Raw genomic sequence first — 21,241 nt, 5'->3', positions numbered from 1 at the left:
GCCCCCTCACCCGGTTCGCTGCGCTCACCGACCTCTCCCACGAGGGGCGAGGTGGTTCCGGAACTACAGACCTGAGAACCTACGAACTCCAGCGCAGGCACGGAACCGGCGGCTACCGGTCCGCCCTCCAACCGACAGACCTACTGACCGACTCAAGGGGCAAGGTGATTCCGGTCCCAAACCCTGAAACCCTGAAAACCTGAAGACCTGAGAACCTGAGAACCTGAGAACCTGAAAACCCAGACCCTCCGACCTCGGACCTCGCTCCTACGCTTTATGGATGGCATGCCCCATGGCGTCTTCGTAGGCCTCCAGCATCGCCTCGGCCATCGTGGGATGCGCGTGGATCGTCTCCGCCATCACCTCCAACGTGGCTTCCATCTTGATGGCGGCAACCCCGGCGGCGATCATATCGGTCACGTGAGCCCCAATCATGTGCACGCCCAGCACCTCGCCGTACTGTTTGTCTGCTACCACCTTGACAAAGCCATCCTGCTCGGCGATCGCCATGGCCTTGCCCAGGGGGCGGAACAGAAACTTGCCGACCGTCACGTCGCGGCCCTGCGCCTCCGCCTCGCTTTGGGTGAGCCCCACGCTGGCGACCTCGGGCACGGTGTAGACGCAGCTTGGAACGGCCCGGTAATCGAACTGCTTGTCTGCCCCCGTGAGGATGTTGGTCACAGCGTGGATGCCCTCGGCGCTCGCCACGTGGGCAAGCTGGATGCGCCCGGTCACGTCGCCGATGGCGTAAACGTTTGGGCAGTGGGTTTTTAGGCTGTCGTCCACCACTTCGACCCCGCGCCGGTGCAGCTTGACGCCGATTTTCTCCAGGTCCATGCCCTCGGTGTTGGCCTTCCGCCCGACACCCAGCAGCACCACCTGCACCTCGATCTCTTCGACCTCCGTGCCCTTCTTGACGGTGCACTTCCAGCCGTCCTTGGTCTTCTCGGCCCTCTCGAGGGTGGCCCCGGTGTGGACCTTGATGCCCTGTCGTCCCAGGAGCTTGCCCAGTTCGACGCCAAGGTCCGTGTCCATGGTGGGAATCAGGTTCGGCATCATTTCGACCACGGTGACCTTGCTGCCCAGGCCGTTGAACACGTAGCCGAACTCCACGCCGACCGCGCCGCCGCCGAGGATGAGCATGGAGGTGGGCACGAATGGAGCGGTCACGGCGTCGTCGGAGGTCCAGACGCCTTCCTCGCGGCCGCCTTCGAGGCCGGGGATGTTCAGGCGAATGCACGACGAGCCCATGGCGAGGACGAAGTTCTTGGCGGAGAGGCGCTGCTGCGTGGTGTTAGGTGTTGGGTTCTGGGTGTTAGGTTCGGAGGGTCCTTTGTCCCCTTGTCCCTCCGGTCCTCGGACCTCAGACCTCGGACCTTCCCACGGGCCGATCTCGATCGTATGAGCATCGACGAACTTGGCGAAGCCCTCGATGTGCCGGATGTTGTTCTTCTTGAAGAGGATGCCGATGCCGCCGCGCTGAGTCTGAACGATCTTGTCTCGCCGCGCCGAGAACTTCTCGAAGTTCACTTTGGCGCCGTCGGGCACTTCGACCGCGAGCTTGTCGGCGTGCTGGATGTGCTGCAAGCGCTCGACGCTGGCGATCATCGCCTTACTGGGGATGCAGCCCCAGTTCAGGCATGTGCCCCCCAGATATTCCTTCTCGACGACGACGACTTTGGCTCCAAGTTGGGCGGCGCGGATCGCGGCGACATAGCCGCCGGGTCCGGCGCCGATGACGCAGACGTCGCAATCGAAACTGTCGTTGGGCATGGGTTGAAGCTGCTCCTCAGGCGTGGGAATGCGCTCGATTTCCGACACGAGGGTGGCCATCGCCGATGCGGACCCTGCGGTGGAGGTCAGGATGTTCTGCGGCTTGGGTCGGCTCATTCGCAAAGTTGCGCCGCGGCGGCGCCGAGGCCATTTTACCTTTGCGTTCCGGGACCCCCTGCTCCAGAGGGGCTCAGGCGGCCAACAGATCGCTCTCGTCGTTACGATCTTTTCTATCGGCGAGCATCTGGAGGATAAGCTGGATTCTCGACCGGTTGGCCACAAAGAGCTTGGCCAGATGGGGGTCGAAGTGCGTGCCCGCACAGCGTTCGATTTCGGCCATGGCCTCGCCAAACGGCCAAGCGCGCTTGTAGGGCCTCTCCGAGGTGAGCGCGTCGAACACATCGCAGATAGCGACGATTCGGCCCACGAGGGGGATGTCCTTACCCTTCAGGCCGGCGGGGTATCCGCTGCCATCCCACTTCTCGTGGTGGGTGCGTGCGATGACCTCTGCCTGTTCGAGAATCGGGCCACGCCCGCCTTCGAGCATCTTGGCTCCCAGCGCCGCATGGGTCTGCATGACGGCGTATTCTTCTTCCGTGAGCTTGCCTCGCTTCAGAAGGATGGAGTCCGGAATCGCAAGCTTGCCGATATCGTGGAGCGCCGAGGCCCAGCTAAGGGTCTCGCACTCCATTTCGCTTAACCCGCATGCCTCGCCCAGTGCAGCAGCGAAATAGCCAATCCGCTGCACATGGGCTCCGGTGTCGTCATCGCGAAACTCTGTGGCGAGAGCGAGGCGTTTGACCACTTCAAGGTGGCTTGCCTCGATCTCCTCCTGGGCTTGTTTTTGGGCCGTAATATCGATTTTGACGGCCACAAAGCTTATGATTTCGCCGTGATCATCCTGGATGCCGGAGATCGACGCATGCTCCCAGAAGAGCTCGCCGCTCTTCTTCCGATTGCACAGTTCGCCTTTCCACTCTCCCCCTGACGCTATGGCACGCCACATCCCTTCGTAGATCTCATCTTCGGTCTTCCCCGATTTTAGGACCCGTGGGTTCTTTCCGAGAACCTCCTTTAGGGTGTAGCCTGTAACCTCTTCAAACGTTGGGTTCACGTATTGGATCGCGCCGTCCCGGTCGGTGATCACGACAGAAGCCGGGCTTTGCCATACGGCTCGCGAAAACTGGACCAGCTCTTCCTCGCCACGCTTCCGTTCCGAAATATCGATGATCATCCCAACCGACCGGAGGAGATTGCCCGATGCGTCGAACTCGGGAACGACGGTCCAGTCGAGCCAGCAAGCTCGGCCATCGTCATCCTTGATCGGAACTTCCTGATGAAAGGCACGTCCGGCGAGAATCTCAGTGCTGATCGCAGAAAATGCCGTTGCCTGGCCGGGGCTGCATTGAAGGTCTAGGGGAGTCTTTCCGATCACGTCTTCAAGCGAAAGTCCCCGCATGTCCAGAAACTTCTGGTTTGCGTGGCGGATTTTGAACTGTGGGTCCATGACGATTGTTGCGGCATGGTAATCCAGAGCCCTCAGAAGGAACCCTGACTCCAGGTTGGCGGCCCGGAGCTCTTCTTCTGTATCCATGAGAGCCGTGATGGCTTGCTGAATCTCCTTTGTTCGACTCGCGACGGCTTCTTCCAGGTTCCGGTTGAGCTCAGCCAGGCTGGCTTCCGCTTGTCTTGCGCGGTCGAGGGCTTCGCCAAGTTCTTCTGAGTGCCTGCGCTCAAGCGCCAGTTTCTCGTCGATCGATCGAAGGACGGTTCGCCTTAGCGATCCGGCGGAGAACACCATCGGGAGCGAGAGAAAAATAACCACACCGTCGGCAAAGCCTTCCGATGAAAATTGCCATTCCGGATCGGCTATGGCCCCCAATCCAAGGGTGAGGGCGGCAATGGCAGCCGAGATGAGGCCGGCAAGAGTTCCCCGATGAAAGGCGGCGAAAGCGATCGAGACGATGAGCAAGTGGTCGATCTGATGATCGTAGACCGTATGCTTGGACGCTACCGTACAGATGCACACGCCGATCGTGATCAACGCTCCGATCCAGTCCGTGAAGAAGCGCAAGATAGAGCTAAGTGTTTTTCGACTGAATTCCAGATTGCCCAAGGCTTTCATCGATGCCCCATTTGCGGCCGCACAGCAAGATTGATTATCGACAGAGCTATGGGTGTTCTTTACCTAGCTTGGTTCTAAAATACTGTACCAAATCACAGAAGTACGGTGCGATCGCCACATCAACGAGCTGCTGCACCGTTGCAACCTTGGAGAGATAGATCACTTGATGAGCTTTCTATGGGCCTGGAGAGCGACCCCCAATGTTGTATAATGCGGACAATTGTCTACTACAAGGGGTGGTGATGAATTTGGCCTGTTGAAGGCCGCGTCTCAGCAACTGCTGCGCGCATCGCTGGGGCCAGACGCCTCGTTTCGGCCGGGCCAATGGGAGGCTATCGAGGCGCTGCTTTCGGGCGGAAAGCGCTTGTTGGTGGTCCAGCGGACCGGTTGGGGCAAGAGCCTGGTGTACTTCATTGCCACGAAGCTCCTGCGCGAGCGCGGCGCCGGGCCAACGCTTCTCATCAGCCCCTTGCTTGCGCTCATGCGCAACCAGATCGCCATGGCACAAAGCCTGGGCTTGCGGGCGGAGTCCATCAACAGCACCAACAACCAAGATCGAGAGAGCATCGAATCGGCGCTGATCGGGGGCAAGGTGGATCTGCTCCTGGTGTCACCGGAGAGGCTCGCCGACCCGACGTTTCGTCGTGACCTCTTGCCCTTGTTTCTCGATCGTGCCAGCTTGGTGGTCGTGGACGAGGCGCATTGCATCAGCGACTGGGGACACGATTTCCGGCCCAATTACCGGCGCATCGTGAGGGTCCTGCGGGACCTGAACCGTGGGTCGTCGGTGCTGGCGACCACGGCCACGGCCAACAACCGGGTGATTGCCGACATCGAGGAGCAATTGGGCCCGGGCCTCACGGTCCACCGAGGCGGGCTCGCGCGGGAGAGCCTCCGGCTGAGCGTGTTTCGCACGTCCGAGCCCGCCGAGCGGCTGGCCTGGCTCGCGCGCTATCTGCCCAAGTTCCCGGGGACGGGAGTGGTGTACGTGTTGACGATCAACGAAGCCGAGAAAACGGCCCTTTGGCTTAGGGAGTCTGGAATCGAGGCCCACGCCTACCACAGCGACCTGGACAACGAACGGCGGGTGGAGCTCGAAAGCGAGTTCATGGCGAACGGCTTGAAGGCGCTCGTGGCCACCTCCGCTCTCGGCATGGGCTACGACAAGACCGACGTTGGATTTGTGGTCCACGCGGGTCTTCCGGGCTCGCCCATCGCCTATTACCAGCAGATTGGGCGGGCCGGCAGGTCGTTGCCCGTGGCCTATGCCGCTCTGATCTGGATGGAGGACGACGCGTCCACTTCGGTCCATTTTGCGGAGACGGCGCTGCCGGCACGGTGGCTGTTTGAGGGAATCTTGCAGGCCGCTGGGGAGTCGCCCAAAGCCCTCTCCGAACTCACGGCGCTTTTCCCAAAGACGCCCATCACGGCAATCCGTCAGGCGCTGGAGATCCTGGATGCCGAAGCGCTGATCGAGCGGACTTCTGAAGGCTGGTCCAAGGTACCGGGCGCGGGGAACCTCGATTGGGAACGCGTCGAGGCCATTCGCGCGGAGAGGTTTCACGAGCTCGAACAGATGAAGCTCTATGCCCGGTATGAAGGCTGCCGGATGCAGCTCCTGCTCGGAATGCTTGATGAAGAAGACCCACAGCCTTGCGGCCACTGCGATCGGTGCCACCCGCACGCGGAAGTCCACTTGTCGCAGGAACTGATCGATCGTGCCCGCCGCTTCCTTCACGGCACGACCTACCGGATCCAGGCAATCACGAAGCTGCCCTCCGGTGTCGATCTAGGGAGGCCCAAGAACCTCGGACCCTATGAGCAGCTCTTGGACGGTATTGCGCTGAGCTCCTACAACGAGCCTGGCTGGGGGCAGTTGGTCAAAGAGGGCAAGTATGAGTTCTTGGACTTCTCCGATGAGCTTGTTGGGGCGTCTGCCCAGGCGATTCGGGCCACCGGTCTGGGCTTTGGGTGGCTGACCTGGGTCCCCAGCTCCCAACACGGGAGCGCGTTGGAGCGCTTCGCGCGACGTCTGGCGGCGGCTTTGGGGATCGAGGCAGTGGAGGGCGTCCGCCGAAAGACGCCCAGGCCGCCGCAGAAGGCGATGGACACGAAACAGGCGCAATGCATGAACGCTTGGGGAGCGTTTGCAGCTGTGGAGGTGCGCCACGGCATCGGGCTGTTGGTCGACGACGTGGTGGATTCAGGCTGGACGCTGGCGGCAATCGGAGTCGAGCTGCGGGCCAAGGGCAGCGGCCCGATCATGCCGTTTGCGCTGGCTACGGCGAGGCCCCGGAGGTTCGTCTCGTGAAGTGCCTCCTGGTAGCCGCGCTGTCCAGCCACTTGATCGAGGGCCTGCCGACGCTCCCACCAAAGGTGCTCCGGGAACTGGTGGGTGTTGTTGCCTCGGGCGGCGACGAAGTAGACCTGCGCGGGGCCGTTCGGGGCTATGGTGCAGAAGCTAAAACAACCCTGGCCAAGAGACTAGACTCCCTAACTCTCTATGAGCATGAGATTCAGAGCCTTGGCGAATGCGGGGTGGTTCCCGTGTGCTCGTTCGACCCGTCGTTCCCCGCCAAATGGTCTGAGCGCCTTGGCACTCGTGGGCCTGCGATGATCTTTGCATCGGGGAACCTAGCGATTCTCAACAAGGCGAGCGTCGGTGTGGTGGGTTCCAGGAATGTGGATGAAGTTGGCCGAGACTTCGCTTCGGATGTGGCTCGCGGGATAGCAGAGGCAGGCTGGACCCTTGTTTCGGGGGGCGCAAAGGGGGTCGACTCCACGGCGATGCACTCCGCTCTTACGAGTGGAGGCACAGTGCTAGGAATCCTAGCTGACTCTCTCTCGCGGACCATGAAAGACCGCGACGTGGCCGATCGTCTGGAGGAAGGACGGCTTTGTCTCTGCACCCCCTATGCGCCGAGCGCGGGCTTCTCCGCAGGCAACGCCATGGGGCGCAACAAACTCATCTATGCGCATGCTCAAGCGACCGTGGTGGTTTCCTCTGATCTGGGAACTGGGGGGACATGGACAGGGGCGGTCGAGGCGCTGCGGATGGGGCTCGGTGGACTCATGGTCAGAAGTGGAGAGGAGATGCCGCCAGGAAACCGAGCTCTGATCGGAAAGGGAGCATCTCCCATTTGGTCGGCGGGTGAACTCCTGGAGTCTTTGAAGGGGCACGGTGTGCACCAACAATCCCTATTTGGCAGTGGTCAGGAACAGCCGTAGCGAAGGATCCGCTCCTTCGCTACGGCTCTTGATGTGTCCCATCTCCAGTGCAGCCAGTCAGAGTTCAGCTGCGACGACGACGCAACAGCGCCAGGCCGCCGAGGCTCAGGGTCACCAGCGATGTGGGCTCCGGGACGATACCGACGGTGATACCGTGCCAGCCTTCATCAGGCGAAACCTCCCAGATAATCGAGGAGACCGCTCCGGAGAACTGGATGGTTCCGTGGCCCTCCCTTCCCTCAAGCACGTTGCCACCCAAGTCCGTAAGCGTTCCCGATCCCCAATATCCGGAGCCATAGCTGAGAATAGTGAAGGACTGGTTAAACGAATACGTGACTGGCAGTCCGGGCTGGCCCATGCTGCAGATGGCCATGATGGGGTTCATCACGGGAGAATCGAAGTCGATCCGGTTAACGCCCGAGACGCTCTGTCCGATGATGTCTGTCGTTCCCGGCCCGTTCGACACCGTCGCGCTCGTGTATGGCGGCGGGGAGTACTGGGTCCAGTAGTAGACACCCGTGTTGTTAAGGTTGGCGAAGTAGACCTCGCCGGTGTAGTGGACGCCGATGCCTGCGATCGTCCCGTCAACATGGCCGCCGTCAGGTTGGCTGCTCCAGTTGGCGTAGGTGTAGACGGCTGCCGCAGCCTGCACCGAAAGCGCGCACAAGACCGCTGCCAGCGTGGAAAGGCGATTCACTCTCATTTCAAGCTCCCTTGAGGCCTCAGCCCAATTGACAGAGGACCCTGAATAGAGTTGTCCCGGACGCTGGGGTCTGTGACGGCTCAGAGGAGATCTAGTAGATTTGCGGGTCCTTGGAGCGCCAATGCAGCAGGGGCACACGTCGGGAAGGACGTGTGCCCCCTCAAATGGCCCAAGGCAAATGGTAGCTGGCTGCCTCAGTTCATCGCATCGGCCGACTTCGCCTTGCGCATCCTGCTCGTCTTGGGCATCGGCTCTTCGGAAAAGCTCCCTGAGCTCGATTTGTGAAAAGGTTTCCAGCCCTTCTTCTTCGCCAGGAAGAGCGCGCCCGCGGCCGCAGCCAAGGCCGATCCTGCCATCAAATAGGTCTTCTTGTTCATGATCTGGTGCCTCCTAATTCTGTTGGACGCCGTCCAGCGCCAGATCAGCTGATTCCATGGGAGTAAGGTCCCACAGCTATAGACAATCGCCAGGTTCGATTGCGGCTTGCCGCGAAGACACACCCGCAGGCACCAGGATTGGAGGCAACGGCTCGTAGCCCTATCGCGTTAGGCGCAGCCTCCCAGCTACCGCAACCCCGAGGCACAAGCCGAGGAGTGAGCTCGGCTCTGGAACGGGAGGCACGGCGCCAATCGTGAATCCATGCCAGAACTCGGCGACGTCTACCGTCCATTCGATGGACGACACATTGCCGGAGAACATGATCGTCCCGTGCCCTTCCCGCCCCTCAAGGATGTTCCCGCTTGGGTTCGTGAGCGTCCCGTTTCCGAAATACCCCTGGCCCTCGCTAAGGATCGTGAACGGCTGGTTGAAGGTGTAGCGGACCGGACCGCCATTGCGGCCCAGGCTGAGAACGTCCATGATCGGATTCCCGACCGGCGAATCGAACTCGATTCGATTGAGTGACGACACGGCTCGCAACCGGATGACGTCTCGGGTGGCAGGCCCATTGGAGACCTGGGCGCTGGTGTACGGCGGCGGCGACCCCTGGGTCCAATAGTAGGTTCCCGTGTTGTTGAGTTGGGCATCCATGTACACCCCGGCAAAGTGCAAGCCAATGCCCATCACGGTCCCGTTGACGTGAGTTGCGTCAGGAGTGTCGGTCCAGGTTGCGTAGTTGTAGATCGCACAGGATGCGATCGCAGACCCTGACAGAAATGCGCCGGCTACTCCGAGTCTCGTCGGATTCATGCTGTTTCTCCTCGGAAGCGCGCCGAGTGTGGCCCGACGGCTTCCGATAAGTATTGAAGTAATAGCTGCCAATTGTGACGATAGATGTGTGAAAGTTAGAATACAAAAATGTAGTGAATATAGTTCTCAAGAAAGTAATGATTTGATGCGAATGCGCCTGACATGAGTCCGGTTTGCTGATATGGAGGTAAACATGCCTTCATGCGACGACACCCCTTCCGCATCGTTGTCCTTGCCTGTGGACTCATCGCAACATCTGTTTCGCAGGCCCAGCTCACCGAGGCTCCCGCACGCAACCTGGTCGGCGCTCGGAACCTGGCACTCAGCCCCGACGGATCGAAGCTAGCCTTCACCTATCGAGGCGACATTTGGGTCGTTTCCAGCAAGGGCGGGAAGGCCGTGCCGCTGACCAACCATATCGAAATGGAGGACAACGCGGTCTGGTCGCCGGACGGTAAGTGGATCGCCTTTGCGAGCAACCGGTACGGAAACAACGACATCTTCGCGGTCCCCGCCGAGGGCGGTGCGGTCCAGCGCCTCACCTGGTTCTCCGGCAGCGAGGTCCCGAGCGATTGGTCGCCAGATGGCAAACGGATTGCCTTTCGCGGCACTCGCGATGCATCGGAAAACGGAATTTACGAGCTTGCCGTGAAGACCCTCAAGTTCAAGCCGCTATTCCTCGACATGATGCCCGTGAACTACCCGAGGTATTCGCTGGACGGAAAGTCGGTGCTCTACACCCGGCTCATGCAGATTCCATGGAACCGCCCGCGTTACGAAGGCTCTGGCGCAGCCCAAGTGTGGAAGTTTGATATCGCCTCCGGCAACCGGTCCAAGGTTCGCGCGAACGGGTTCCAGCATCTGTGGGTCAGCCCAGCCCCCGGTGTCGAAGCCTACTGCGTCACCGTGACCGACAAGACCCCCAGCAGCAGCTATGTCGGCAAACCGATCCCGAGGAACGTGGACACTGCCGCCAAAACGCCCAACGTTTATGCACTCGACGCCAACGGCCGCGTGAAGCGCCAAACCGAACTGGTCGGGGCTCCCGCGCGGTTTCTGACGGCGGCGACCAAGGCACCTATCATGGCCTTCGAGTCGGATGGCTCGGTCTACAGCTTGGCTCCCGGAGGCAAACCGGAGAAGCTCTCGATTACCGCGATAATCGACGACAAGACCACCAATGAAGAGCGTTTGGTGCTGACGGCGGGCGCCGAGGACCTGAGCCTTTCCCCAAAGAACGACGCGTTCGTCTTTCAGGTGCGTGGCGAGCTGTGGTCCGTCCCTGTAAAGCAGGAAAAGGGCCCAAACGCCTCGGACGCAACCCAGCTCACCGATTGGGCGGGCCTGGACGAGCAGCCATTCTATGCCCCCGACGGCAAGTCGCTGTTCTTTGTAAGCGACCGCGAGAACGCCCGCTCCCTCTACCTCCTGAACCTGGAGACCAAAGCGGCGAAGCGGCTAACGCCCAGCGACAACGACGTGTTCGCACTGCAATTCACCCCCGACAAGAAGAAGCTGAGCTTCTGGCTGGCAGGAAAGACCGGCGGCGTGTACACGATCAGCGCCGACGGCAGCGGCGCACCGGAACTGGTGCTCTCCAAGCCCGGCAATGGCCCTGGCGCCTACGCTTGGAGCCCCGATGGGCGTTGGGTCGCCTATGCCAAGGCGCTCGACCGAAGCGGTTACTACTATTGGGAGTCGGGGACCAACATCTGGGTCTACGACACCCAAGAGAAGAAGGAGTACAACGTCACCCAGGAGAACATGCCGAACGGCAACCCATCATGGTCCGCCGACGGCAAGTACCTCTATTATCGTTCCGACCGCTCAGCAGGTGGCGGCGGAGGGCGGTTTGGCGCGGCGAGCGGCGCGGCGCTCTACATTCTTCCGCTGACGAAGGAGGATGTTCGCAGCGAAGAACTTCAGCTCAAGTACGAAAAGCCGGGGACAACCCCGAAGGTCACGATCGACTTCGACGGCATCGAGAACCGCGCCAGGAGGTTCATTGGGCAGGCTCCGCAGAGCAAGGTGCTGATGGACCCCGAGAAGGGCGACCTTTACTTCTTGAGCGAGGGCGATCTATGGAAGGCCGCCTATGACGGAAACGACCTGAAGCGGATGACTTCGGGCGGAGGCGTGGCCGGGTTTGACTTCAGCCAGGACGGCAAGCAGATCTTCTACCTGAAGGCTGGCACGCTGAACATCTTGGATTTTGGCAAGCCGAACACCCCCACGACGACTGTGCCCTACAGGGCGGACTGGACCCGCGACGTGCGCAAAGAGCGCGGGGCGGCGTTCAACCAGTTCTGGCGCGAGTACAACCGGAGTTTCTACGATGGCAACTTCCACGGAAGGGATTGGGCGGCGATCAAGAAGCGCTACGAGCCACTGCTGGATTCGGTCGGCCACCGGAACGAAATGGCGACGCTGCTGAACATGATGGTCGGCGAGCTGGAGAGCAGCCACTCGGAAGCGGGCCCCGGCGCGGGCAACCCGGGCGGCTCGACCTCGGCGCATCTGGGTTTCACGGCGGACTACCGCTACGATGGCCCCGGCATCAAGATCAAGGAAGTACCCAAAGGCGTGCCCGGCAGCTTCACCAAGACGATGCTGAAAGCCGGCGAGATCGTGCTGCAGGTGAACGGAAAGGACGGGTCGATGGATGAGGCGCTCTACCGCGACGTGCTGAACGACCAAACCGGCCGCGAGATCACGCTGCTGGTGAATGCTACAGCCAGCAAGGAGGGCGCCCGGACCGTGAAATATCGAGCGATATCATCGGGCGAATACTCCGGGATCGTGCGCCGCAACCTGCTGGAATGGCGACGCAAGTTCGTCGAAGAGAAAACGGGTGGGAAGCTCACTTATGTGCACATCGCCGGCATGGGTGGCGGCAACTTCGACGAGTTCCAGCGCGACTTCTGGCAGGCGACGCAAGGCAAGAAGGGCGTGATTATCGACGTACGCAACAACGGCGGCGGCAACATCAGCGACCGCCTGATCGACGTCATCGAGCGCCAGCCGAACGCCATCTACGTGCCGCGCGACGAGGCGCCGCAGCTTGGCCCAGGCCAGACCTGGGGTCTGCCGACCGTCGTGATGATGGGCGAGACGAGCTTCAGCAACGCGGAGATGTTCCCCTATGCCATGAAAGCGCGAAAGCTCGCGACGCTGGTCGGCATGCCGACACCAGGCTACGTGATCTACACCGGCGGGTTCCCGCTGATCGATGGCACCAGCGCGCGAATGCCGGGAACCGGCGTGTACCGCCTGGACGGCTCGCCTCTCGAGGATCTGGGTGAGCAGCCCGACTTCAAGGTGGACTGGATGCCGGAAGAGTACTTTGCTGGCAAGGACCCGCAGCTCGACAAGGCGATCGAGGTGCTCTTGGGGAAGGTGAGGTAGGGGGCGATTGACGAATGTCGAATGTCGAATGAACTGCCTCAGCACCTTTAGGTGTTGAGGCAGCAAAGTGCGGGCACATCGGACTAAGGGCGGTTCGCACATGGGCTCAACGCCCATTTCTCCCCGGCTTGCCGTATGGCGCCATTGGTGATGACATGCTTGTAGGATGGAGGATCGATTGGGTGAACTTGGCCCTGTGGGGGTTAGGCCTGGTGGTTGTGGGGTTGGCCATCGCGACGATCTTTCGCAAGGCTGGGCGCTGAGGCCCTACGGGCCTTGATGTGATAGCCCAGGGCGCCAGCCCTGGGTCGGGAGCCCGTGATCTGATGAGCGCCCGGCGGCCGCAAGCAAGGGAAGGTGGGAGATGCTCGCCGGGTAAATTGGGCTGCGATGGAGCCAGAGCCAAAGGGGAGCTTCGTGGATTACCCCAGACCGGGGATGAAGCTTCACGTGCCCCTGTGGGTGAAGATCACTATCTGGGGCTCGCCGAACCGCTCGTGGGTTGTCGGTTTCGGTTGGTTTTGTGCGGGCACGGCACTGCTCTGCTCGATCTTGGCTCTGATGTTTGCGACGGCCTCCCGGTTCTCGCTTTACCTGGCATTCTTCGCAATCCTATGCGCCTTGGGTGGCGTGCCCTATTTCGCTGCTGTCCGGTGGTTGGACCGAAACGACGGTTGGCGGGTCGTGAGGCCTCCGAAGGCGCAACAGCGCTAGCTGACGAAGTCCCAAATGCCGTCCGCAAAGAACCGAATCTCCGGCGAGGGGTCGCCGTTTGAGAACGCGCCGAGCGCTGGGGCGCGGTTGGCGTCGAACAGCACCGCCTCGCCCTCGTGCATCACGTAGTTGAACGTGCCGTATTCAAAAGCGAGCTCTTCCCGGATCATCCTCAGCTCCTCCGGCACTTCATGCAGAGGCTTCCTGTGCACGACGCTCTCGGACTTAACGACGGGCTTGGGTGAGTAGGCAATCGAGCCGGTCTCCTTGCCGCCGAAGAACATCCAAGTGCGCATCTTGTACAGGTCGCCGTCCTTCTCGGGACAAAAGCGTTCGACAACGAGGTCACGGTCTGCCCAAACATCCTCGGCAACGCTGGCCGGCGACTCGAACACATCGTAGCTTGCTGGAACGCGCAGGAAACTCGGGGGTAGGTGTCCACGCAGGGCGAGATCACGTTCCTTCCGGCCACCGTAGTTGCGATCCGACTTGACGATCACTGGCCCGCAATAGCCGTCCCCTGGCCGGACCAAGTGCGTGCTCACAACTCGTTTCGAGATGTCTGCGACGTGGCCGTTGACGCAAGAGGGGTAGCGCCTCGCGAGCGCGAGATACTCAGGTGGGATCACCGTCAGGTCCACGTGGAGGATCGCAACGTCGGCCTCCACGCGTTCCTGCGGTCCGCGCACGACGACGACTTCGATGCCGCGATCAAGCCAGACCCTTGCGAACTCGCTTACGAAATAGGCGGTCTGATCGAACGCCTCGTGGCGATGAACGAGGATGGCGATGCGATGGATCATGGCAGTCCCCGTGGGTTTCGGGAACCGGCCGACCTCGAGAATGGACCGTCAAACTCGCCGGAGCAGTTCGCTTCGCTCACAGACCTCTCTCCCCAACCCCTCTCTCCTCCGGAGCAGGAGAGAGGGGCTATCGGGCCACAACTCGGACCTCGGACGGTCCTTCCGTCCCTTTGTCCCTCCGTCCCTTTGTCCCTTCGTCCCTTCGTCCCTCCGTCCCTTTGTCCCTTTGTCCCTTGGTTCCTCGGTCCCTATCCCTTCACCGCAATGGGATCCGGCGCCTGCTCCTTCGGGATGTGCGGCGCCTGGTCGATCCACCGCGGACCCTTCGGCACGACGTACTTCGCCGCGTTCTTCAGGATCAGCTTGATCTCCTTCTGGTGGTAGATCGGGTAGGTCTCGTGGCCGGGCTGGAAATAGAAGATCGTGCCCGCGCCGCGATGGAACACCACGCCCGAGCGGAACACGTTGCCGCCCTCGAAGTGCCCGATCATGATGGTCTCGTTGGGCTCGGGGATGCCGAACGGCTCGCCGTACATCTCCTCCTGCGGGATCTCGAAGTAGGGCCCCTCGATGCCCTGCACGATCGGGTGCACGGGATTGCAGATCCAGATGCGCTCCAGCTCGTCGGCCTCGCGCCAGCAGAGCGAGCACGAACTGCCCATCAGCCACTTGAAGATCTTGGAATAGTGGCCCGAGTGCAGCACGATCAGCCCCATGCCCTCCAGCACGCGGGTCTTCACGCGCTGGGCGATGGCGTCGTCGACTTTGTGGTGCGCGGCGTGGCCCCACCAGGTGAGCACGTCGGTGTTCAGCAGGACCTCTTCGGTCAGGCCGTGCTCGGGCATGTCGAGGGTGGCGATCTTGACGTCGAACGCCGGGTCCTCCTTCAGGCCGTCGGCGATGCAGCCGTGCATGCCCTTGGGATAGATGGCGGCGACCTTCGGCATCTCGTGCTCGTGGACGTTCTCGCCCCACACGGTCACGCGGATTTTGTCGGACATTGAAAGCTCCTTGGGAGCCAGGTGGTAAGGGTTTTGGGTGTTCAGGTTCTCAGGTTTTCTGGTGAGTTGCTATGGGTCTGGCTCCGCAGGTGAAAGAGTACCGAGAAGGCCATCGATGTGGCATGACCGTCTCGGTCATGTATCCCCGGACCGTCCCGGTCCGGGTAGGGAGTCGCGACCTGATTCAAGAGGGATCGGACATGACCGGGACGGTCATGCCACATACGGCCCTCGTCCATTTCCAGTGCTAACATGCACTCATGATCGCGGCGATATGGATGTGGCAAGCTTTCCAGTCCCAACCCTTGCTGGACGAGGTCCACCGCCGGATCGAGGCCGCCACATCGATGTCGGTGACGGTCACCGTCACCACTGAGGAGTTCCCCAAGCCACAAACCACCAAGTGGTGGTGGAAGCGCGGAGGCTACTACCGATACGAGTCGGCCCAGGGCATCTTCATCGGCTGCCCAACGAAGAGCTGGAGCATCAAACCCAGCGAGAAGGGTTACAAGATCTTCGAGGGAGTACAGAAGGATTGGTCGCTGTCTCGCGAAGTCGGGCTCGACTTTTCCAGCATGGGACTCCCCCCTATCGGAGAGCCGGCGAAGGTTTCCTGGCACGGCAAGCAGGCGCTCCGAGTTGAGCTGGACGGCAAGCGCTTGACCAAAGAGACCAAGATGTACGTCTTCTTCGACCTGTTGACGCACGATCCGCTCGGTGTTTCGGCAAACCTGGGATCGATCACCCAGGTGCGGCTATTCTCCGACCTCAAGACTAATCCCAAGATCCCGGAATCCATGTTCCGGTTCGTGCCGCCGAAGGGCTACAAGCTCGTCAAGGATGGAGTATGAAGGGCGGTCGTTCTGCAGTTCGGTTGGCGGCCTTGGGAGCTGTGGTTTGCGGGCTGGCATGGGGTGTGCCCCAGGGCCTGAAGTGGGCTCGGCATCGGGCAGCCGAAGCCTCCGGTCCAGCAGCTACGGCGCAAGCAACAGAACTCAAGCCGCTGGCGGCCGCTGCAGGCATCGCTTGGCCCCCCAAGCGGTTTCGACTGGTTGCGTTCAAGCAGGAGCGAGAACTCGAGGTCTGGGTCGGCGGAGAGAATGGTACGTGGACCCATCTCACCACGTACCCGATTCTTGCGGCGAGCGGGAAACTGGGCCCCAAACGCAGGGAGGGAGACAAGCAGGTCCCGGAAGGGCTCTACGCGCTGACCACGCTGAACCCCCAGAGCGCCTACCACCTCTCGATCAAGCTGGACTATCCCAACGCCACCGATATCGCCAACTCAAAGGTGCCAAGAAAGGACATAGGGAGCGATATCTACCTGCACGGGAGCAACGTCTCGATCGGGTGCATCGCCATTGGAGATAAGCCGATCGAGCAGGTCTTCGCGATGGCGAAAGAGGTGCCACAGGGAAAGCGCGACATCCTGGTATGCCCCGTGGACTTTCGAAAGCAGCCTGGCTTTCGGATCCCGAAGGAGGCGGCTTGGGTGGGTGAGATGTATGCCGAGCTCGAAAAGCAGCTTCGCGAGATGCCCCGGCTGAAGCGGTGATCGGGCCATGCATGAACAGTCTCCGTTCCCTTCTTCGTCTTTGCGTCTGCTTTGTGGACTCAGCGAGAGGGCATGAAAGCCGGATTTCACACATAGGACGCAAAGGGGACCACTGGAAGCGCAAAGAGCCGGCAATGGAAGTCGAGCGGACGTTGATTCGCCGAGTTGTGGAACCCCCAGACCAGGTATCATAGACTCCAGTGGGCAAGGCGCTCGGCCCACCACACACCGAAGTGGCGCAAGGCGCATCCGCCTCAACCCAACGCACCCCGCAGGCGGACCATGGGGCCCTGGCTACCCAAGCCAGACGGCCCAAAAATGAACCAAAGGGGCCTCGATCCGAGGCAAATCGGGCGAGGCAAGTAGGACCGCCCGTGAGCATCTTAAACCTCGACCGAATCTTCAAACCCCAGCGAATCGCCGTCATTGGTGCGACCGATAAGCCCAACACTGTCGGCTACGCCCTACTCAGGAACCTCATCAGCGCCGGCTTCCAGGGGGTCGTGTACCCAGTGAACCCGAAGCGCGAGTCGGTTCAGGGCAGCCAGGCCTATCCTTCCGTGGGTTCGCTGCCTCGGGTGCCCGATCTCGCGATCATCGCCACACCCGCTGCCGGCGTACCCGAACTGGTCCGCGAGTGCGGCAATGCCGGCATCCTCGGCGTGATCATCATTTCCGCCGGATTCCGGGAGGTCGGGGCGCATGGCCGGGACCTGGAGGCCGAGCTCCGTGCGGCATGGGAGGAGTTTCCCGGAATGCGGATCATCGGACCGAACTGCCTCGGCATCATCGTCCCGCACTCCAAATTAAACGCAAGCTTTGCCGCCGGAAACCCGCGCGAGGGGCACATCGGTTTCGTCTCACAGTCCGGCGCGCTCTGCACGTCCGTACTCGACTGGGCCATCGCCGAAGGGATCGGGTTTTCGCACTTCGTGAGTCTCGGCAACGCGCTGGACGTGGGTTTCGGCGACCTGATCGACTATTTCGCCGATGATAGGCACAACCATTCGGCGATCATGTACATCGAGTCCTTAGGCGACGCACGCAGTTTCATGAGCGCCGCCCGAGGCTATGCGCGAAACCGCCCGATCGTCGCCTATAAGGCAGGTCGCTTTGCAGAGAGCGCCAAGGCCGCAGCCTCGCATACCGGCGCGATGGCGGGTGAGGACAGCGTGTTCGACGCGGCATTCCAGCGAGCCGGCATCGTGCGAGTTTTCGATATCGCCGACATCTTCGATTGCGCCGAGCTTCTGGGCCGAAGAAAGCAGGTGCGTGGGCCCAATCTTGCCATCGTCACCAACGCGGGCGGACCCGGCGTGATGGCCACCGACATGCTTCTCTCGCTGAACGGGCAGCTTGCGGAGCTCCATCCAAGCACCATCGAAGCGCTGGATGCAGTGCTCCCTTCGGCGTGGTCGCATGGCAATCCGGTCGACGTCTTGGGAGATTCGGGACCGGAGCGCTTCGCCGAGGCCGCGAAGTTGGCTCTGCACGATTCCGGAGTCGACGCGGTTCTGGCGATTTTAGCGCCGCAAGCGGTGACCGACCCAACCAAGACAGCCCAGGCACTCGCGACTCTCACAGCCGATGCCAAGAAGCCCGTGCTCGCGGCGTGGATGGGCGGCAACATGATGGCCGGGGGCATTCAGCTTCTGAACCAGGCGGGCGTGCCAACCTATTCCACCCCTGAAGCGGGTGTGCGGGCGTTCATGAATCTTTATTCGTATGGGCGCAACCAGGAGATCCTGCACGAAACACCGCGAGACATCCCGATGGACTTCGCTCTCGACAGGCGCCGCCTGCGGGACCTCTTCGACATCATCCTCATGGACGGCGAGGAAATCCTGACGGAGACCGTCTCGAAGGCGCTTCTCGAGGCCTATGAGATCCCTGTCACGAGGCCCGTGGCGGCGCGAAGCGCCGATGAAGCCTCCGACGCGGCCCGCCGAGTCGGGTTTCCGGTGGTGCTCAAGGTGCTGAGCCCGCAGATCACCCACAAAACCGACGTAGGCGGCGTGGTCCTGAACTTGAAATCGGAGGCGGAAGTGCGCGAAGCGTTCGATCAGATCGTCCAACGAGCTAAGGCCGCTCGCCCCGAAGCCGACGTCCAGGGCGTGACCGTTCAGGCGATGGTGAAGTCGAAAGATGGCTACGAGCTGATCCTGGGCGCTAAGAAGGACCCGACTTTCGGTGCTGTGATTATGGTGGGTACCGGCGGGGTTGCCGCCGAAGTGTTCAAGGACAAGGCGCTGGGGCTCCCACCGCTCAACGAGAGCCTGGCGCGGCGGATGCTCGAGAGCCTGAAGTCCTACCCGCTGCTTTGCGGCTATCGGGGAAGGCCCGGCGTGAACATGGACCGCTTGATCGAGACGCTGATGCGGTTCTCTTACTTGATCGCCGACTACCCTGAGATCAAGGAGATTGACATCAACCCGCTGGTCGCAACGCCTGAGGGCGTGATCGCTCTCGACGCCCGGGTCGTCATCGACCGCGAACTGGTGGGGAAGGCCGTTGGCAGGCATAGCCACCTGGCAATTTCGCCCTATCCTGACGAATGGATCCGCCGCATCAAGCTGAAAGACGGCACGCCGGTGCTCTTGCGGCCGATCAAGCCCGAAGATGAACCAATGTGGCACGACATGCTGGCCAAGGCGAGCCAGGAATCGCTACGGTTCCGGTTCAGGCACCTTTTCAAGGGAACCACCCACGAGATGGCCGCGCGCTATTGCTACATCGACTACGACCGCGAGATGGCGATCATTGCCGAAGTGGAGGGTGACGAGAGCCGAGAGATGATCGGTGTCGGGCGGATGGTCGCGGACCCCGACATGGTGTCGGCAGAGTACGCGGCGTTTGTGGTGGACGAGTGGCAGGGCAAGGGGCTGGGCGGCCAGTTCACAACCTATATTGAGGAGATCGCGCGTGCGTGGGGTGTGAAGCGGCTGGTCGCCGAGACCACCCCCGACAACGTCGCGATGCAGGCGACGTTCCGCAAGTACGGGTTCGACCTGGAGCCGCGCGTCGAGGACGACGTCGTGCTCGCTGTCAAGGACCTGAGGGCCGTGGTGGTGCTGAGCGGGTGAGAGGGTGAGAAGGTGAGAAGGTGAGAAGGTGAGGGGGGCCCCTTGTCCCTATGTCCCTTTTGTCCCTATGTCCCTGTGTCCCTCGGCCCCTTTGTCCCTCGGTTCCTTCATCCCTGCATCGCCGCACATCTGCGCTTCGCTCCACAACTTGCCACTGGGTAATCTCACCCCATGCTTGTGGCCCTCGCGACGCTGGTCATCTCCTGGCAGACCGGACCCCAAGCGTCTCGCTTCGACTTTGGCGAGCGCTATCAGGAGCTCGACGTCGCCTGGACCCTTTGCGTCGATCCCGAACGGCGGTTGAGGGCGGTCCCTGAGATCCGGCGTGCGATGGGATATGCCGACACGGGTAAGTTCGCGGAAGGCTGCCAGGCGCTGGACCTTTCGGTGGCGATGCTCGAAGGGCGCGAGATTCGGCCCAGCGATGCCGTGACCGTGCGGTTCGCGCCGGCGTGGTCAAGCCCAGGCGCGAAGGCCAATCTGAGCGCGGGCTGGGCCTATACGCCCGCCCAGGTCCAACCGGTCGAACTTCGGGTGGCGAACCGCCGCGTAAGTCTCGTGCCTGGCCGGTCCCTGAACCTTCTCGTGGACCTTCAATCCACGAACCCCGAGCTCAAGTTGCACCCGGAGTCGGGGTACCTGCTTCCGGTGCGCCTTGGAGAGAGCCCGGAGAGCGCCTACGTTTCCATCGTCAAGCGGTTCAAGGAAAGAGTCACAGCCCTTGCCAAGATGAAGAACCCTCTCTCGCGAGCTCTTGGCAGGCGCATGGAGCAGGGAATGGCTTCGGCGCAGAGGGAGTGGACCGAACCGCCGTATATCGATTGGCTCTTCACGGCGGAGCGCCTGGAGGAAGGCAGAGCCAGGCTCTCCGAACTTGAGCAGATCGGTTTTGTTGACCACATGGGATGTACCTTCCGCGTGGCGTTCCCGAAAGAGCTGGTCTCAAGGGTGCAGGCGCGGCAGCCGGCGCGCGTGGTGCTCGCTTGGGCGGGAAAGGACGGCTTCGAGGACCGGTGGTTCAACGCCTATGGGCAGGGCGGCATCGTCAAGGAATGCCTCGATCGCGGATGGGTGTTTGTGGCGATTCGGAGTGGCGCAAAGGCGTTCCAGGCCGCCACAGACTGGCTCAGCAAGGTGCGAGGACTGGACCTTTCGGAGATCTACTCGATCGGCCACGGGGCGGGGGCAGCGTCTGCTTTGAGGAGCTTCGTAGGGGATTCGCAATCCTCGCGAAGGGCGTCGGGGCTCGCGCTGATATCACCTAGGTTGCCCCGCAGCGTCTCGATTCCTTCGGTCCCGGGGATTTTCGTGGCCGTCGGAATGGAGGACTCGGGCTTGGACCCGACGATTCGGGCGCTCAAGCTCGGAGCGGGTTCCTCGGTTCGGGAGTTGCCCGGGTGCGAGGGCGAGATGGCCGTGGCCGAGGCGGGGCAAGCCGCCATAGCGTTTTTCGCCTCGATTTTGACTTGAGCCGACGCGCACACCTCGGCAACCCCTTGTTCTCGTTTGACTCCAGCAAAAACGGTAAGCAAGCCGTCTTGGCGCTCTGGGACTCCAGTTGGCAAGCCTCGATACCCATGAGGGAGGCCTGGGCTACACCGGTCTCGGCCCTCCCCGGAGGAGCGCCCTAAAGCCCTTTCTGGCCCCTTAAGCCGCTCCCTGC

Annotated in this window: 15 protein-coding genes; 8 read left to right on the top strand and 7 right to left on the bottom strand. The window is 61.6% G+C overall.

The window, feature by feature from the left end; all coding sequences use genetic code 11:
* Window positions 1-267: 267 nt before the first annotated feature.
* Together lpdA and HZC36_02310 are read right to left on the bottom strand one after the other, a co-directional pair.
* The gene (gene lpdA / locus HZC36_02315; protein ID MBI5705803.1) at window positions 268-1,890 is read right to left on the bottom strand and encodes a dihydrolipoyl dehydrogenase; all 1,623 of its coding nucleotides are present in this window, start codon (window positions 1,888-1,890) and stop codon (window positions 268-270) included.
* A gap of 73 nt (window positions 1,891-1,963) precedes the next feature.
* On the bottom strand, window positions 1,964-3,898 hold the full coding sequence (locus HZC36_02310) for a PAS domain S-box protein (GenBank protein ID MBI5705802.1): 1,935 nt from the start codon (window positions 3,896-3,898) through the stop codon (window positions 1,964-1,966).
* 220 nt (window positions 3,899-4,118) lie between these two features.
* On the opposite strand from HZC36_02310, the gene HZC36_02305 reads away from it, so the two are divergent.
* Together HZC36_02305 and HZC36_02300 are read left to right on the top strand one after the other, a co-directional pair.
* On the top strand, window positions 4,119-6,209 hold the full coding sequence (locus HZC36_02305) for a RecQ family ATP-dependent DNA helicase (GenBank protein ID MBI5705801.1): 2,091 nt from the start codon (window positions 4,119-4,121) through the stop codon (window positions 6,207-6,209).
* Complete coding sequence (locus HZC36_02300; protein ID MBI5705800.1) at window positions 6,206-7,126, top strand: DNA-protecting protein DprA; 921 nt, start codon at window positions 6,206-6,208, stop codon at window positions 7,124-7,126. The genes HZC36_02305 and HZC36_02300 overlap by 4 nt, the downstream gene beginning before the upstream one ends.
* A 64-nt stretch (window positions 7,127-7,190) precedes the next feature.
* Here HZC36_02300 and HZC36_02295 read toward each other — a convergent pair whose 3' ends face one another.
* From HZC36_02295 to HZC36_02285, 3 genes are all read right to left on the bottom strand, one after another.
* Window positions 7,191-7,829, bottom strand: coding sequence for a PEP-CTERM sorting domain-containing protein (locus tag HZC36_02295; GenBank protein ID MBI5705799.1), 639 nt, complete (start codon window positions 7,827-7,829; stop codon window positions 7,191-7,193).
* Between the two features lie 194 nt (window positions 7,830-8,023).
* Window positions 8,024-8,206 carry a hypothetical protein gene (locus HZC36_02290; protein ID MBI5705798.1) on the bottom strand — a complete coding sequence of 61 codons (183 nt, stop codon included), beginning with the start codon at window positions 8,204-8,206 and terminating at the stop codon, window positions 8,024-8,026.
* Window positions 8,207-8,366: 160 nt separating this feature from the next.
* Window positions 8,367-9,017, bottom strand: a complete 651-nt coding sequence (locus tag HZC36_02285) for a PEP-CTERM sorting domain-containing protein (protein ID MBI5705797.1) — start codon at window positions 9,015-9,017, stop codon at window positions 8,367-8,369.
* Between the two features lie 201 nt (window positions 9,018-9,218).
* Here HZC36_02285 and HZC36_02280 point away from each other — a divergent pair, with 201 nt between their 5' ends.
* Window positions 9,219-12,422, top strand: a complete 3,204-nt coding sequence (locus tag HZC36_02280) for a PD40 domain-containing protein (GenBank protein MBI5705796.1) — start codon at window positions 9,219-9,221, stop codon at window positions 12,420-12,422.
* A 390-nt stretch (window positions 12,423-12,812) separates the two neighbouring features.
* Complete coding sequence (locus tag HZC36_02275; GenBank protein ID MBI5705795.1) at window positions 12,813-13,136, top strand: hypothetical protein; 324 nt, start codon at window positions 12,813-12,815, stop codon at window positions 13,134-13,136.
* On the opposite strand, the gene HZC36_02270 is transcribed toward HZC36_02275, so the two are convergent.
* Together HZC36_02270 and HZC36_02265 are read right to left on the bottom strand one after the other, a co-directional pair.
* Window positions 13,133-13,939 carry a hypothetical protein gene (locus HZC36_02270; protein ID MBI5705794.1) on the bottom strand — a complete coding sequence of 269 codons (807 nt, stop codon included), beginning with the start codon at window positions 13,937-13,939 and terminating at the stop codon, window positions 13,133-13,135. The genes HZC36_02275 and HZC36_02270 overlap by 4 nt on opposite strands.
* A gap of 248 nt (window positions 13,940-14,187) precedes the next feature.
* Window positions 14,188-14,940, bottom strand: coding sequence for a ThuA domain-containing protein (locus HZC36_02265; protein ID MBI5705793.1), 753 nt, complete (start codon window positions 14,938-14,940; stop codon window positions 14,188-14,190).
* A gap of 260 nt (window positions 14,941-15,200) precedes the next feature.
* Here HZC36_02265 and HZC36_02260 point away from each other — a divergent pair, with 260 nt between their 5' ends.
* The 4 genes from HZC36_02260 to HZC36_02245 all read left to right on the top strand — a co-directional run bounded on the left by HZC36_02260 (window position 15,201) and on the right by HZC36_02245 (window position 21,048).
* Window positions 15,201-15,791, top strand: a complete 591-nt coding sequence (locus HZC36_02260; protein ID MBI5705792.1) for a hypothetical protein — start codon at window positions 15,201-15,203, stop codon at window positions 15,789-15,791.
* The gene (locus tag HZC36_02255; protein MBI5705791.1) at window positions 15,788-16,495 is read left to right on the top strand and encodes a L,D-transpeptidase family protein; all 708 of its coding nucleotides are present in this window, start codon (window positions 15,788-15,790) and stop codon (window positions 16,493-16,495) included. Before HZC36_02260 ends, HZC36_02255 begins: the two co-directional genes overlap by 4 nt.
* 374 nt (window positions 16,496-16,869) lie before the next feature.
* A complete protein-coding gene (locus HZC36_02250) occupies window positions 16,870-19,578 on the top strand; it encodes a bifunctional acetate--CoA ligase family protein/GNAT family N-acetyltransferase (GenBank protein ID MBI5705790.1) in 2,709 nt (902 codons plus the stop codon).
* Between the two features lie 171 nt (window positions 19,579-19,749).
* A complete protein-coding gene (locus tag HZC36_02245; protein MBI5705789.1) occupies window positions 19,750-21,048 on the top strand; it encodes a hypothetical protein in 1,299 nt (432 codons plus the stop codon).
* Window positions 21,049-21,241 lie beyond the last annotated feature (193 nt).

Source organism: Armatimonadota bacterium, assembly GCA_016223145.1.
Lineage (GTDB): Bacteria > Armatimonadota > Fimbriimonadia > Fimbriimonadales > Fimbriimonadaceae > Nitrosymbiomonas.
Note: the sequence above shows the minus strand (reverse complement) of the source record. Positions and strands in the feature narration are given on the sequence as shown.